Raw genomic sequence first — 15,287 nt, 5'->3', positions numbered from 1 at the left:
ACAGGGCCGCTTCTCGTTGCTGGAGGTGCTGGACGCCCAAGCCACACTGACGCAGGCTGAATTGCGCCAGCAAGAGGCGCTGCAAAACTTCCATGTCGCCGTCGCGACGATAGGAGGTCTGGTCGGCAATCCGTTTTCGCTCGCTCGGGAGAGGTCTCGATGATTTCCCGAATGATTCGGTATCTGAGTTTCGTTCTGGTTGCTGCTGCCCTGATGTATGGCGGCTATCGGATGCTGACGCCGGCGAGTACGAATACGGGGCCAAGCGAAAAGGCCGAAAAGGCGGAAAATGAAGAGCGTTCGGAGGGCATCACGCTGAGCGATGCCAAAGTTGCGGCGGCTGGGATCGAGCTCGCAACCGCCTCCTCTGCCGTGTTGCGAGATAGCCTCCTGCTGAACGGCATGGTCCAGCCCAACCAGGAATCGCTGGTTCAAGTCACTCCCCGTTTTCCTGGAATCGTGCGCGAGGTGCGCAAACGGATCGGCGATCAGGTTCAGAAGGGCGACGTGCTCGCCATCGTCGAAAGCAATCAGAGCCTGACGCCGTATGAACTGAAGGCGTCCCTTGCAGGCACCGTGATCGACCGCCAAACGACTCTCGGCGAGTACGTTTCGGAGCAAAAGCCTGCTTTCGTTATCGCCGATTTGTCCACGGTCTGGATCGATCTTTCGGTCTACCGGCGCGATCTCGGCAGGGTCCATGTCGGGGATCAGGTGTTTATCGACCCCGCCGATGGCAAGACGCCGATCGCAGCCAGCATCGCGTATCTGTCGCCGATCGGCAGCAGCGAAACGCAGAGCGCGCTTGCCCGAGCGATCGTGGCAAATCCGGATCGGCGGTTGCGTCCCGGCCTGTTCGTCACAGCTCGTCTGACCCTGTCGGAACGGAAGGTAGCTATCGCGGTGAAATCAACGGCGCTGCAGACGATAGAGAACCGGACGGTCGTCTTCGTGCGAAGCGGCGACAAGTTCGAGGCGCGCGACGTCGAGATCGGCGAGCGCGATCCGCAATCTGTCGAGATCACCTTCGGTGTGCTGGAAGGTGACGTTTATGCGGCCCGGAACAGCTTTATCCTGAAGTCGGAAATGGGGAAAGGAGCGGCGGACAATGATTGACGGCATGCTGTCCTTCTCGATCCGCCATCGCTGGCTGGTGATGATCGGCGTCCTGGCTGTGGCCGGTTTCGGCATCTGGAATTTCACGCGGTTGCCGATTGACGCAGTTCCCGACATCACCAACGTCCAGGTTCAGATCAACACCCGGGCGCCGGGCTACACACCGCTCGAGGTGGAGCAGCGCATTACGTTCCCGATCGAGACGGCGATGGCAGGTTTGCCGCACCTTGAGAGTACGAGGTCGCTGTCGCGCTATGGCATCAGTCAGGTCACAGTGATTTTAAGGGATGGGACCGATATCTATTTCGCGAGGCAATTGATCAATGAACGGATCCAGCAGGTCAGGGATCAGTTGCCGGCCGGGATCGAGACTGCAATGGGGCCCGTCTCGACGGGCTTGGGCGAAATCTACATGTACACGGTCGAAGCCAAACCTGACGCCCGAAAGGCGAACGGAGAGGCGTACACCCCGACCGACCTGAGGACGATCCAGGACTGGATTATCAGGCCACGGTTGAGGACCGTTCCCGGCGTCAACGAGGTCAATACTGTCGGCGGATTCGAGAAGCAGTTTCAGGTGTTGCCAGATCCCGCGCAACTGATGGCCTACAAGCTGACGTTTCGGGATGTCATGACCTCGCTGGCGGCCAACAATGCCAATGTCGGCGCGGGCTACATCGAGCGCAATGGAGAGCAATATCTTGTCCGTGCGCCGGGCCAGGTCAGCGGCATCGACGAGATCAAGCAGATCGTGCTCGGATCGCGCAATGGCGTTCCGGTGCGAGTTTCCGACGTCGCCGACGTCAGAGAAGGCACCGATCTGCGTACGGGTGCCGCGACGCTCAACGGGCAGGAAGTCGTGCTGGGCACTGCCATGCTTCTGATTGGTGAAAACAGCCGTACTGTCGCGCAGGGCGTAGCTGCCAAGCTCGACGAGATCAGAAAGTCGCTACCGAACGGCGTGATCGCGCATACCGTCTACGACCGAACCCGCCTCGTCGAGGCGACCATTGCGACCGTCAGGACCAATCTGTTCGAAGGTGCGATTCTGGTGATTGTCGTACTGTTCCTGATTTTGGGAAACATCCGAGCCGCCGGCGCGACGGCGTGCGTCATTCCGCTTTCCATGCTGTTCGCAATATCAGGCATGGTCGAAAATCGAGTCAGCGCCAATCTGATGAGCCTGGGTGCCATCGACTTCGGGATCATCGTCGACGGCGCGGTCATCATCGTCGAGAATTGCCTGAGGCTGCTTGCTGCCGAACAGCACCGGCTCGGCCGCGTTCTCAACCGCCAGGAACGTTTCGCGACCATCCTGGAAGGATCGCGCGAGGTCATTGGTCCAAGCCTGTTCGGAACGTTCATCATCGCCGCGGTCTACCTGCCGATCCTTACTTTAGGCGGCGTCGAAGGAAAAATGTTCACGCCGATGGCTCTAACAGTGCTGATCGCGCTGACCGGAGCCAGCATCCTCTCGCTCACGTTTGTGCCTGCAGCGGTCGCGATCCTGGTTACCGGCAATGTTTCAGAGCGTGAGAATTTCTTCATGCGTGTGGCACGGCGGATTTATGTCCCGTTGCTCGAGGGATCGTTGCGTAACAGCTTTGGCATCGCGCTGATAGCGGCGCTGTTGGTCGCCGTCTGCGCGATAGCGGCGACCCGCATGGGCGGAGAGTTCATTCCGAGCCTCGATGAGGGTGACGTTTCGATGGAGGTCATACGCATTCCCGGGACAAGTCTGACGCAGTCGGTCGAAATGGAGAAGATGCTTGAGAAGCGCTTGCTCAAGGTGCCTGAGGTCAAGGACGCTTTCGCGCGGACGGGCTCGGCGGAAATCGCGGTCGATCCGATGCCGCCGTCGGCAGGCGACGGCTATGTTATGCTGAAGCCGCGGAGCCAATGGCCTGATCCGCACAAGCCGAAGGCGGCGGTTGTCTCGGACATCCAGGAAGCGATGGAGGACGTTCCCGGAAGCGCCTACGGAATTTCACAGCCGATACAGCAGCGCATGAACGAGATAGTATCAGGCGTCCGGAGCGACATCGGCGTCAAGATTTTTGGGGACGATCTCGACGTCCTGATCCGCGCCGCAACGCAAGTGCAAGCCATCTTGCAGAAGGTGCACGGCGCAGCCGACGTCAAAACCGAACAGGTCGAGGGGCTGCCGGTGCTGACCATCAAAGTTGACCGGCAGGCTCTGTCGCGGTTTGGCATCAATGTCGCCGATGTCCAGAGTCTGGTGGAAATCGCCGTTGCGGGAAAGAGCGAGGGGAGGGTGTTTGAAGGCGACAAGCGCTTCGAAATCGTCGTCAGGCTCCCCGAACATCTGCGTTCGGACGTCGACGCCATTCGATCACTGCCGATCCCGCTGCCAGCGGCGGAAAACACAGCCAAGGCGACGCCGGCCTTGTGGGGCAATTCGCCGCTGGGGCAAATCCGCTATGTTCCGCTTTCGGAAGTCGCCGAGATCGATCTCGCGCCCGGCCCGAACCAGGTCAGCCGCGAGGATGGCAAGCGCCGGATCGTCGTCACCGCGAATGTGAGAGGTCGTGACCTCGCCTCGTTCGTCGCCGACGCTCAAAATCAAGTGTCGCAAAAGGTGAAGTTGCCGGCCGGGTACTGGATCGCATGGGGCGGACAGTTCGAACAGCTCGTTTCTGCTACGCAACGGCTGGCCATTGTGGTGCCGGTCGCGCTCTTTGTGATTTTCCTGCTGCTTCTGCTGAGCCTCGGATCGGCGCCTGACGCGCTCCTGGTCTTCAGCGGCGTCCCGCTTGCGTTGACCGGCGGCGTCGCCGCACTTCTCTTGAGGGGAATTCCACTCTCGATCAGCGCCGGCATCGGGTTCATTGCGCTTTCAGGCGTTGCGGTGCTCAACGGCCTCGTTATCATCACCTTCATTGAGAAATTGCGGAAGCAAGGACTCGCACTCGCCGACGCGGTACGACAGGGGGCGCTAACGCGTCTGCGGCCGGTCTTGATGACCGCGCTCGTCGCCTCTCTCGGCTTTATCCCGATGGCGGTTGCGACCGGCGCAGGTGCCGAGGTGCAGCGGCCGCTCGCTACCGTCGTCATCGGCGGGGTTATCTCATCGACGATTCTCACGCTCCTGGTGTTACCGGCGCTCTATGTCTTGTTCCGGCGGGAGCGTAGCGAAGCCATGAAGGAAATCTTTGTTGGAGGACAGCAATGAGCCGTATCCTGCTTATTCTCACCGCCCTTCTCTTTGCCATTCCTGCCGCGGCCGAAGATTACGAAAAGGGCCCCAATGAGGGTCTCATGCTCGACGTCGCCGGCATCGACGCCGAATTACTGACGGCCGGGTCCACCGTGACTATCAACGTCTTCAAGCCGTTCAGCCCGACGCCGGTTTCGACCAAGGGGTATTCTGCGGCAGTGCTCATCACGAGTGGCACCGGGCGTGAGACGGTTGCGCTCGCGCCATCCGGCGAAAATTCGCTGAAGGGCGATGCGAAGAGTGCGATCGGTTCGGGCACAACGATCACTCTGACCCTCAAGACGTCCGAGGGGAAATCAGGTCAAGTCAAGTACAAGACAAGGTGATCACGCTGGGAGCGGCGACGCCAAAATGTTGACCAGGACGAAAGCGCCGCGCGTAATTCGATGCAGCTACTCGTCTCCCGCTGTCGGCGCCGCTGGCGCGCTGGTCGCCCGATTCCTGCAAAGGGCGGTCGTTTCGTTGATTGCGCTGTTTGCGGTTGATGCGATGCATTCAGCGCGAGCGGAACAGCGAACGGCAAACATCGTTGGCCTGGGCCCCACCACGTGCCAGCGGTTCAGCCAGGAGGACGGACGTGATCGAACATGCAAGGAACGATTGGAGAGGGCTGGAAGATGCGGTTTATCGTCGGCCAAGAGCCGTCCCAGGGATGATGGCCATGTCCACTACGGGTTCGAAGTTGAGCAACACGCACGATCGGTCGGCACTGATCTCGCAGGCGTTTCGGCTCGAATATGTGACGCTGGCCTGAATGATCGTCGAAACTGCGGTGGCGATCGGGTCGGGCATTGCGGCCGGCAGTCTGCTTCTCATGGCATTTGGGATCGATAGTTTGATCGAACTCGGTTCGGCAGTCGTCCTGATTTGGCGGCTCGAAGTCGAGCTTCGGCGCGGTGAAATGCTCGCGGAAGACGCCGAGAGCACGGCGGCCCGGATCGGATGCTCCTGTTTGCCCTCGCCATCTACGTCGTCACGAGCGCCGGCTGGAAGCTGTGGACTCGACAGGGAGCCGAATTTTCCCTGGCGGGCTTGATCGTCTGCGTCGTTGCCATCCCGGTCATGTACGTTCTTTCGCGCCGTAATTGCGACTCGCAGAAGCTCTCGGCAGCCGCGCCCTTCGGACCGATGCAGTCGAGAGCATTACCTGCGGTTGGTTGGCCTTCGTCGTCGTCGTCGGGCTCGTCGCGCAACTGCTGATCGGCGCCTGGTGGATAGACCCGTTGGCTTCGCTCGGCATTGTTTGGTTTTTGCTCCGCGAGGGACGCGAAGCCTGGGAGGGCGATGAGTGCTGCGACAGGTGCGGTGCGAGAAGCGACGACGACCAAAGAGGGTGATCTGACCGGAACGGGAATGTCGCGCTCACTTTGGCGATGCCGGTCCTCTCCAAAACTATCCTGCCAATCCCGTTGGTCGTATAACGCGGCGGCTTCTGGAGAATCTTCAAACCTGAACACCAATAAGTTTGGCCACCTAGGTCGCCGCGCGCAGGCAATTGTGCGACTGCTCCGCCGAAAATGCGCAAGGTCCCGTGAGTTGTTGCGGCCAAATTGGATTCAGGCATGCTCGGAAACATCTCGAAACAACAGGATGTTTTACCCATGTCTCACGCTACGCCCATAGCCTTGGATGCGCCGCTTGTGGCATCGCCGGCCGCCGCACACCAACTGCGACGGTCATTTTTTCAGACAGGTGTTGCATCATAACATCAGCCCGGCTCGAAATCGGCGATCGAGATTGAGGCGTCGCGTGTTTGCTTCACGTCCGTCGTGGAATGCATCGATGCCCCAGTACGATTATCGCTGATTTCCGCTAAGGGACCCCCCGATCCTGTTGTGACCAATGCAAGGCCGCAAGATGGGAAGAGGGGTCATCTAACGCCACGCTTTCAGGAACCCGCCTATTGGCGAGCGGAGGCAGGAAATAATTAGCGCTGCGCGGGGTTATCAACTTACTCGAGCCCTGCGGAGTGGAGAGATGAGCACTATTGGTCCGGGCGCTTCCAGCACGCGTCGTGAATCGTTCTCGATTTCCGTTGTTTCGCGTGCCGAATTTTCCGGATGCGCGCCCTGGACGTCTACTTTCACCGACCAGCGAAAGGACTATCGGTATTACGAGATCCTCGACGACACTCTCCGGGGTCACTTCGATCACCGATATTTTGCGATTGTTGATAGCAGAGGCCACACACGAGCGATCCAACCGTTCTTCCTCGTCGATCAAGATATTCTCGAAGGCCTCGGCGCTGAACGAGTTTATTTGATTTCGCTCGTCCGACGATTCTATCCGCGCTTCCTTAAACTGCGCGCCTTGATGGTTGGTTGTTCCGCCGGGGAGGCTCACCTCGCGGCTACTGAAACTCTGCCTATCGACATCGTCGCGGAAACCTTGTCGAACGGCATCATCGAGCAAGCGAGATCGCTCAACGCGCAACTCATCGTGCTGAAGGAATTTCCTTCTCGCTATCGCAATGTCCTTCGCTATTTCGTGCAACGCGGCTTCGCGCGTGCGCCAAGCATGCCGATGACGATGCTCGATATCGGATATGAAAGCTTCGAAGCGTACATGGCAAAGGCGCTGAAAAGTTCGACGCGGAAGAAATTACGCAAGAAGCTCGAGGCGACAGCCGGCATAACGGACATTCGCTTGAGCGTCTCCGACGATGCGGCAAGTTTCGTCGATGATATTTATCCGCTCTATCTGCAGGTGTTCGACCGCTCAAGGATGCAATTCGAGAAGCTCACCAAGGAATTTTTCCGTCAGCTCGGCCAACGTATGAGCGATAAAGTCCGCTTCTTCGCGTGGCGTCGCGGAAACACTCTGGTGGCGTTCAGCCTTTGCATGGTGCAAGGAGACTCGCTGTACGCGGAGTATGTAGGCTTCGATTACTCGGTCGCACTCGACCTGCATCTCTATCACTATGTCGTTCGGGACATGATCAGTTGGGGGATCAGCAAAGGGTATAAATGGTTTCGCAGCAGCGGCCTAAACTATGATCCGAAGCTGCATATGAGACACCGACTCGATCCAATTGATCTATACGTGCGCCATACGTCGGCCCTTCCAAATGCAATATTCAGGATGGCGCTGCCCTGGATCGTGCCGGTGCGTTACGATGCGACACTAAAGCTATTTCCAAACTACAAGGAACTTTGGTGAGAAATCCTGCTTCCAATTGAATTCGAGACTTCCTCGAGACTGCACGCGGATGCCGCAATTTGGGAGACGCTCATGACCCACGATATGGCTGAGTTGTTTGCGCTACGTGAACATGATCATTACGCAATACATCGGCGCCATCTCAACGAGCAGATGGTGCGGGTCCTCAAAGCAATCGGTTACGACGTTGGCTTTTGCCGTGGCAAGGGCCAGTATCTCTATGATCGAGACGGCAACCGTTATCTCGACCTATTGAGTGGTTTTGGAGTCTTTGCCATCGGGCGCAATCATCCCGCTTTGTGTGAGGCGTTGAAAAGCGTTCTCGACAGCGATCTTCCCAATCTGGTCCAAATGGATGTGTCGACGTTAGCCGGCATTCTCGCCGAGCGATTACTGACCCACGTGCCCTATCTCGATAAAGTCTGCTTCGTAAATTCCGGATCGGAAACAGTCGAGGCCGCAATCAAATTTGCGCGAGCAGCAACGGGCCGGTCTGGGATACTTTACTGCGAGCATGCATTCCATGGTCTCACCAACGGTGCGCTGGCTCTCAATGGTGACGAAATTTTCCGAGAAGGCTTCGAGCCCTTGCTGCCCCACTGTGTCCGCATTCCATTCAACGATCTTGTTGCGCTTGAGAAGGCACTTCATTCGCGCACGATTGCCGCATTCATCGTCGAGCCGATTCAGGGTAAAGGGGTAAACGTCCCCGACGATGATTATCTCAGACTTGCCGCGGATCTCTGCCGGCGCCATGGCACCTTGTTCGTCGCGGATGAAGTGCAGACCGGAATGGGTCGCACCGGTCGTTTCCTGGCGGTCGAATACTGGGACGTCGAGCCGGATATGGTTCTCCTTGCAAAAACACTATCGGGCGGACACGTTCCGGTTGGAGCACTTCTCACGCGAAAATGGATTTTTGACAAAGTCTTTGATCGCATGGAGCGTGCAGTAGCCCACGGATCGACATTCGGGACAAATGACCTAGCAATGGCAGCCGGAATTGCGACACTAGACGTTCTTAAGTCGGAGCGGTTAGTCGAAAAAGCAGCGCAGACCGGAGAACGATTGCTGCGCGCCTTTACTGAAATGACCCAACGGTACGAGTTTCTACGCGAGATACGCGGCAAGGGATTGATGATCGGTATCGAGTTCGGTCCACCAAGATCACTCAAACTAAAGGCATCATGGCACGCCCTTGAGGCCGCGAGGACGGGTCTGTTCAGCCAGCTCATTACGATGCCGCTTTTCAAAGAGCATAAATTGCTCAGCCAAGTCTCCAGTCATGCTGGCCATACGATCAAGCTTTTACCTGCACTTGTTATTTCCGATTCGGACTGTGATTGGATCTTGAACAGTTTTGACTCCGTTATCGCCGAAAGCCACCGCGTCCCCGGTGCCATATGGTCGCTCGGAAAAAACTTGATCGGCCATGCGGTGCAAGCGAAAACATAATTATTACACGCCAAAACAATTCCAATGGGCTACCCGCTCCTATGGTTCAACGTCATCAATAGTTGCGCCACGCGCGTGGAGCTTGGACGTTCTCTACCTTATGCGAGTTTCAATATTGCATGGCGGGCGGCGGGCTGCGATTAGAAGGGTGCTGGGTCGATGTCGCCTTCGGGTTCTTTTTTCAGACCGCGTGCTTCCTCCAAGCCAGGTCCGTTCGTCCCTCAAAAACAACGGACATGTCGCGACTGCATCGGCATGTCCGTTTCGTGCCGCGAAGAGGACATGGCGAAATTTATGAGTACCGCATCCTGGTACCCGGAATCATAGCTGAGTGACACGGCGGTCGTTGAAGCGGCGTTGACGGACCTTTTTCTTGGTCCAGACGAAAGGCTCCCTTTTCCACCCGATGCCGAGCGGTGCGCTTTGACATGCGTCGAGTCGATCATCTGCGTATCGACCGATCGTCCGTTGCCAGCCAGTTTCCGGAACAGGTTTTCCCAGACGCCGCGCCGTGCCCAGCGCACAAAGCGGTTATAAACCGTGGTCGGTGGGCCGTAAGCTTCAGGACAATCGCACCAGCGGCAGCCACTCTTGAGACGCTGGTCAAAGGGGAATCAGCGCCAAATTCTCCTCCCGATCGAACCGCATCCGGGTGCCTCGAGCCGGTACGGCCCATGGAGGCCGCGGTGACGGGACAGGAGATGGCGCGAGGATCCTGGCGGCCGAGCTCGGGTTCTTCGACGGCGATCAGATAAAGCCCACAGCGGACAACGACGCCAATCCGATATCGAGCGACCACTTCCTCAAACCGGACATTCAAAATCTCTAACCTGCGGGTCTGGCGCGAGCAGGGCGCCGTTGCATGCACCGCTGGTCTACGAGTACCGGGTCGCGATCGCCATCGTTCTGGCCAGCGACTGGTAACAACGGCGTTTCATTCCTGGCGATTTCAAACGCCTCGATCAGATGCAGGTCAGCCATCGGCCCAAATATTCCGTAACGTCTAGTTTGCGAACGGTGGTAACCGATGGCGCGTTGGTCGCCATGAGCAATTGAGCATTTATTTCGGTAAGGTCACTACCTCGCCTGAAAAAAGGGTCGCGAAATTCGGGGGGGGGAGGGTGGTCACAGGTCCGCTTCTTTGTGTGTGAAGCCGACCGCGATCCTAAAGAGCGTGGACGTCTGCTAATGACCCCCGAAGGCGACATCGAGTTGTTGTTGGACTTCCGCTTCACCTCCCAAGGGCGGATAACCATCCAATGCTCCCGAAGCGCCGGGATTGGCAACACCCCGGCAACCCCTTAGCGCTCGCGGAGGACGAAACCCCTAAGGGCTATTTCGCCGTTCTCCGTAAGATGCTACCAAAAGCCATTATTGATGGAGATTTTCGATGGTTAGGGCTCATTTCAAATCGGTCGTGTTCGTCGCTATTCTGATTGGAGCGACTTTCTTACTTCGACCTCTCGGTGCCGCCTCTGATGACGATGCTGCTATTGCCACCAGCCTTGCTGATATGCTTCGCGCGGCGCGCCAAGTAATCTCAAACAACCAGGTCCGGATCAATGACCCAAATCTGGGCGACAAAGGTCTGACCGGCCGTGTCGTCCTGGAACAAGCCCTCGTAATCTACAAGAAAAATACTGGCACCGACCCGGCAAGCATTGACCCAGCGTCCCGCCATGGGAGGCTTTTGCGCGCTCAAATGGATGCGATTGTGGAGGCGACCGACGCCAACCAGGCAACCATCAACGCGAAGGGGGTTGGCTTTAAGGGATTTATTCCGGCTGTTTTTGCGCGTCTGGTCAACGAAGCGTTCGAAAATCGAGCAAAGAACGAAGCGCAGGTGAAAGTAACAGCGCCCGAACAGCTGGTTAGAAACCGCAAGGCGCGACCTGATGCATGGGAAACTGACGTGATACGCACCAAGTTGGTGCAGCCGGACTGGGCCCGTGGTGAAGCTTATTCGGCTGAAACCCAGATCAGCGGTCGACAAGCGTTTCGCATGATGATGCCAGAATATTACGCGGCGTCGTGCTTGACCTGCCATGGATCGCCGAAGGGAGAAACCGATATCACCGGTTACCCGAAGGAAGGCGGTAAGGAGGGTGACCTCGGTGCGGTGATCAGCGTCACATTACTTAAATAGCAATGCACCAGGTCTGCCGCCTCTTTTAACCTCGTTTGAAGCCGATCGGCCGCCGGCAACAGCAAGCATCTTTCGGTTTGATGAGATTATGATGATGTCTCAGCTTAGCGTCCGCTCACGACTGATCATTCTATCGGGCATGCTGTTATGTACGCTGATTTTCACCAATCTGTTTCTGACAGCAAAGCTTGAAAATAATTCGAGAGCGGTCGCGACCGAAACTGAACTCAGCGAAGTCATCGAATCCGCAACCGGGGCCCGTATCGCATTTGGCGAAATGCGCTATTGGCTCGCAGATCTGGCGGTGAGCCTGCTTACGGCCTCTGAACGCAACGCCGCGGCAGCGCGCACGCGCATGGATGGCTATCTCGAACAGCTGGCAAAACAAAAGCCGGCTTTGGTGGCAAAGGTCCGCGTCGAGCGCGCGGCATTCGAGCAGTCGGCCAACGACGCGGTGGATAAGTATACCAACGATCAGCGCGTGCTCGGAAATTCTCTTTTGGCCCAGGCACGCAACCATAGCGTCAAGGTCGACGAATATTTGACCGGTCTTGTCGACGAACTGAGAGGGGAACTTACCGCTGAGCGCCAACGCATTACTGGAGAAGTCAGAGCTGCAACAAAGAGCACAATGATCGCCGATCTTGCGATTTTGGCGCTGGGAGTATTGCTTACCTTTGCCATTCTACGTTCGATTGCTATCCCGCTCCGCGAACTGGTTGCTACGATCGACCGTCTCAGCGCCGGAGACCTATCCGTATCAATTCCGGCTGCAAGTCCAAATGAAATAGGCGCCATGGCGGGGGCGCTTGGGCTATTTCGCGACAGTCTTCGAGCACGAGACCGCTTCGCGGCTGAAGCGGAAACGCAGCGCAAGACCATCGCCGCGGCAATTGCAACGATCTCGGAAGGTTTCGTGTTGTATGATTCCGATGACCGCATTGTCTTGTTCAATGACCAGTTTCGCGCGATTTATCCTGGCCTTTCGGATGTAATCAGGCGAGGCATGGGATTCGATGAGCTGCTCGAATCGGTAATTTCACGAAAGCTCGTGGATCTCGGAAGTAAAAGTCCTGAGCAGTGGATTGCGGAACGCAAAGCGCAGCATCAGGGATCAGATGATTTTGTTGAATATCAATATCGGGAGCGGTACGTTCGAATTAGCGAGCGTAGCATTCAGGGCGGAGGCTCCGTTGCCATCTACACCGACATCACGGAGCTGAGACGCCGAAATATCGAACTTGAACAGGCGCGCGATTCCGCCGAAATTGCTTTGCGCGAGTTGCAAACGGCGCAGGACCGCCTTATCCAATCTGAAAAACTCGCCTCGCTCGGCCAACTCACCGCCGGCATCGCTCATGAGATCAAGAACCCGCTCAACTTCGTCAATAATTTCTCGTCGCTCTCGACGGAATTGATCGACGAACTCAATGATCTGCTCGGATCGGTTGCGATGGATACCGCTGCGATAGATACCAAGGTCCGCGCCGAGATGGACGAGCTCACGCAGATGCTCAAGCGCAATCTCGAAAAGGTCGTAAAGCACGGCAAGCGCGCCGATTCGATCGTCAAGAACATGCTCTTGCATTCGCGTGAGGGGGTGGGCGAACGTCGGCCCGCCGATATCAACGCGATTGTCGAAGAGAGTTTAAATCTCGCCTACCACGGCGCGCGGGCCGAGAAATCCGGCTTCAACATTACGCTCGAGCGCGACCTCGATCCATCCGCTGGAATAATCGATCTTTACCCGCAGGAGATTACGCGGGCGCTTCTCAATTTGATTTCCAACGGGTTTTATGCTGCCAATAAGCGTAAGGAAGCCGATAATGGCGGTTTCAAACCGTCCTTGACGGCAATCACAAAAAACCTCGGCCACATGGTGGAAATCCGGATCCGCGATAACGGCACGGGCATCCCGGCGGACGTCAGGGAGAAGATGTTCAATCCTTTCTTCACCACCAAACCTGCGGGTGAAGGTACCGGCCTTGGTCTGTCGTTGAGCCACGACATCGTCGTGAAACAACACGGCGGGAAGATCGAGGTCGACACCGAGTCAGGAAAATTTACAGAATTCATCATCACCCTGCCTCGCGCAGCGGCAGCGAAGACCCAGGCTGGAGGCCTAAATTGAGCGTTTATATACTGGTCGTTGATGACGAGCCCGACGTCGAAGATCTGTTCCGTCAGCAATTCCGGCGCGACATAAAGTCCGGACGCTTCACCATGGAATTTGCTGCGTCTGCGCCGGCCGCGCTAATCCGCGCTGTCGAGATCAAGAATCCGCCGCTGATCTTGATCCTGTCCGACATCAACATGCCCGGCATGAGCGGGCTCGAAATGCTGCCGAAGGTGCGCGCCGAACGGCCCGACGTTCCCGTCATCATGATCACTGCCTATGGCGACGCTGACACACGCCGCAAGGCAATCGATCGCGGCGCGGCGGGATTGTTGACCAAACCGATCGACTTCGTGCTGTTGCGCCACGAGATCGATGAACGGCTTGGGCAGGTCGCATGACGCAACCATCCTCGTCGTCGACGATGAGCCAGATCTGATGAGCCAGATCTCGAGGCTCCGGTCTTGCAGAAGTACGCCCGCTACGCGGAGATTTCAGTCGAATGACATTGTCCGGTGATGGTCCGAAACAGACATGTTCAAGGTCACTGACGATGTCCGTTACCAGGGGTGAGGCCGACATTCCCGCCGCGAAAGCCGATGTCTGGAAATGACTCAAAGCGACATCGGATCTGATCCGTCTCCGAGGGGGCCGTGGGCATTTCTCACCGCAGCTGGGTAGCAGGTGCTTTGGTTTAAGTATCGCAAACGCGAGGTCCCCAGGGACCACCTAGATGAATTGTACCCCGATACGGGTTTGCCTGGTCCAAACCACGACGCAATCGCGCATCGCACTCTGCCCTTCAATCTTGAGAACACACATTCGCGGAATCCCCGCGGAACTTACCACTTCAAGGTTGGCTCCTGTTTCGGAATGGTCACGAACCACACAGCTGACACCGCCGCCAGCGCCGAACGAGATTGTGCCTTGCTTCAGGATGCGCTGACGCGGTACTCGGCGGCGTTGGGGAGCGGCGGGCAGCACACTCGGTGTCGTTGTTGAACGTCGCTCTGCGTTTTTGATTTTGCCAAGCAAGCGTTCGATATCCACAGGTTTGGTGTCGAAATCAGCGCAGCCGACTTCCAAACTTTTTAGGCGATCACTCTCAAGCGAGTGACCGGTCAACACAATAATCGGAATCCAGGCGGTACATGGGTTCGCCTTGATAAGTTGGGTCGCTTCCCAACCATCCATTTCGCCCAGTCCCACGTCCATCAAGATGACATCCGGAAGTTCGCTCGCCGCCATGGCGACTGCTGACGGCCCGTCAATGGCACAGGTGACCGAGTAACCGCGGCGATGCAGCCGCCGCGTCAGCATGTCCCGGCTAACTTCATGGTCTTCGACGAGAAGAATCTTCGATATAGATTGGCACATCATTCGATCCCGCCCGACAACTCTGCACGACACCGATGGATTCAGAAGATAGTGCGCGAAGCTTGTGCCGAGATTGACGGGCGACGGTTTTGCAGCCCGCAACGATGGGGAACTGGGGGATTGGTTTAAAAAAGGATTATGCGGGTAGTTAACAATCAATTCACGTCGCTCGTGACGCTTGGTCATGGACGACAGGATGGATTTTCTAGAGCATGCTCTTGCCATCCTATGAGGGACAAAGCTGGCAGGCCGCGAACACGCCGAGATGTTGATAGAGTGAATTCCTGTTTGCTGCGGTGCATGAGTCCGGAGGTGGCCGGCCCAAAACGGACCAACTGGGCCGGTCTGATAATGTCTGTTGGTCGTCGTCGAGCTGGCGGCGAATGTCTGCTTCTGAGGAGGAGTCAAAGCGGACGAGGTCCTGGACGTACCTGCCGCGACTAATAAACGCAGTTGAACTGTGATCCAGTTCACCACGTGCGCGTCTAAAGCCTTTGTATATGGATGTTCAAATGATCAAACAACGAGGTTCGATCATGCCCGCTTTATTCGATTTTCTCTATCGGGAGTACTGCCGAACACGCCTTGCCGAGATGAGGAAACAGCATCTACTTGTTGACAGCCGAGAAGTACTCGAAACGAATTGCGATGCCGACAATGCCGATGGCGCAGCTGATCTG

At 57.0% G+C, this 15,287-nt stretch carries 10 protein-coding genes and 2 pseudogenes; 9 read left to right on the top strand and 3 right to left on the bottom strand.

All coding sequences use genetic code 11. From position 1 onward, the window contains the following. The 4 genes from WB528_RS09525 to WB528_RS09510 form a co-directional block, all read left to right on the top strand. Positions 1-163: TolC family protein (locus tag WB528_RS09525; protein ID WP_423888169.1), on the top strand; the 163-nt coding region annotated here is incomplete at its 5' end. Continuing rightward, a complete protein-coding gene (gene ihpB, locus WB528_RS09520) occupies positions 160-1,116 on the top strand; it encodes a divalent metal ion exporter adaptor subunit IhpB (RefSeq protein WP_423888167.1) in 957 nt (318 codons plus the stop codon). The genes WB528_RS09525 and ihpB, both read left to right, overlap by 4 nt. Further along, the gene (locus WB528_RS09515) at positions 1,109-4,309 is read left to right on the top strand and encodes an efflux RND transporter permease subunit (protein WP_423888166.1); all 3,201 of its coding nucleotides are present in this window, start codon (positions 1,109-1,111) and stop codon (positions 4,307-4,309) included. The genes ihpB and WB528_RS09515 overlap by 8 nt, the downstream gene beginning before the upstream one ends. Continuing rightward, positions 4,306-4,680, top strand: a complete 375-nt coding sequence (locus WB528_RS09510; protein WP_423888165.1) for a hypothetical protein — start codon at positions 4,306-4,308, stop codon at positions 4,678-4,680. The genes WB528_RS09515 and WB528_RS09510 overlap by 4 nt, the downstream gene beginning before the upstream one ends. 639 nt (positions 4,681-5,319) lie before the next feature. Here WB528_RS09510 and WB528_RS09505 read toward each other — a convergent pair. Continuing rightward, positions 5,320-5,814, bottom strand: coding sequence for a hypothetical protein (locus WB528_RS09505; protein ID WP_423888164.1), 495 nt, complete (start codon positions 5,812-5,814; stop codon positions 5,320-5,322). Between the two features lie 517 nt (positions 5,815-6,331). Between WB528_RS09505 and WB528_RS09500 the strand changes: the two genes are divergently transcribed. Beyond that, positions 6,332-7,513, top strand: a complete 1,182-nt coding sequence (locus WB528_RS09500; RefSeq protein WP_423888163.1) for a GNAT family N-acetyltransferase — start codon at positions 6,332-6,334, stop codon at positions 7,511-7,513. Between the two features lie 72 nt (positions 7,514-7,585). After that, positions 7,586-8,968 (top strand): aspartate aminotransferase family protein, encoded by a 1,383-nt coding sequence (locus tag WB528_RS09495; protein ID WP_423888162.1) that lies wholly within the window; start codon positions 7,586-7,588, stop codon positions 8,966-8,968. A gap of 392 nt (positions 8,969-9,360) precedes the next feature. Here the strand turns inward: WB528_RS09495 and WB528_RS09490 are convergent. Then, positions 9,361-9,564: pseudogene (locus tag WB528_RS09490) on the bottom strand (transposase); the annotation flags it as partial. Positions 9,565-10,358: 794 nt separating this feature from the next. Here WB528_RS09490 and WB528_RS09485 point away from each other — a divergent pair. The 3 genes from WB528_RS09485 (at position 10,359) to WB528_RS09475 (ending at position 13,631) form a co-directional block, all read left to right on the top strand. After that, entirely contained in the window at positions 10,359-11,114 is a 756-nt protein-coding gene (locus WB528_RS09485) for a Tll0287-like domain-containing protein (protein WP_423888161.1), read from the top strand. A gap of 91 nt (positions 11,115-11,205) precedes the next feature. Then, positions 11,206-13,245 (top strand): ATP-binding protein, encoded by a 2,040-nt coding sequence (locus tag WB528_RS09480; protein ID WP_423888160.1) that lies wholly within the window; start codon positions 11,206-11,208, stop codon positions 13,243-13,245. Beyond that, a complete protein-coding gene (locus tag WB528_RS09475; protein ID WP_423888159.1) occupies positions 13,242-13,631 on the top strand; it encodes a response regulator in 390 nt (129 codons plus the stop codon). The genes WB528_RS09480 and WB528_RS09475 overlap by 4 nt, the downstream gene beginning before the upstream one ends. 616 nt (positions 13,632-14,247) lie before the next feature. On the opposite strand, the pseudogene WB528_RS09470 reads toward WB528_RS09475, so the two are convergent. After that, positions 14,248-14,595, bottom strand: a pseudogene (locus WB528_RS09470) (response regulator); the annotation flags it as partial. Between the last annotated feature and the right edge of the window lie 692 nt (positions 14,596-15,287).

The sequence above is a fragment of the Bradyrhizobium sp. genome, assembly GCF_049586575.1.
Lineage (GTDB): Bacteria > Pseudomonadota > Alphaproteobacteria > Rhizobiales > Xanthobacteraceae > Bradyrhizobium.
This window is presented reverse-complemented; position numbering and strand designations above follow the sequence as displayed.

Coding starts and splice junctions, on each gene's coding strand:
- ihpB (WP_423888167.1), top strand. CDS start 160: ATGATTTCCCGAATGATTCGGTATCTGAGTTTCGTTCTGGTTGCTGCT.
- WB528_RS09495 (WP_423888162.1), top strand. CDS start 7,586: ATGACCCACGATATGGCTGAGTTGTTTGCGCTACGTGAACATGATCAT.
- WB528_RS09485 (WP_423888161.1), top strand. CDS start 10,359: ATGGTTAGGGCTCATTTCAAATCGGTCGTGTTCGTCGCTATTCTGATT.
- WB528_RS09510 (WP_423888165.1), top strand. CDS start 4,306: ATGAGCCGTATCCTGCTTATTCTCACCGCCCTTCTCTTTGCCATTCCT.
- WB528_RS09480 (WP_423888160.1), top strand. CDS start 11,206: ATGATGTCTCAGCTTAGCGTCCGCTCACGACTGATCATTCTATCGGGC.
- WB528_RS09500 (WP_423888163.1), top strand. CDS start 6,332: ATGAGCACTATTGGTCCGGGCGCTTCCAGCACGCGTCGTGAATCGTTC.
- WB528_RS09515 (WP_423888166.1), top strand. CDS start 1,109: ATGATTGACGGCATGCTGTCCTTCTCGATCCGCCATCGCTGGCTGGTG.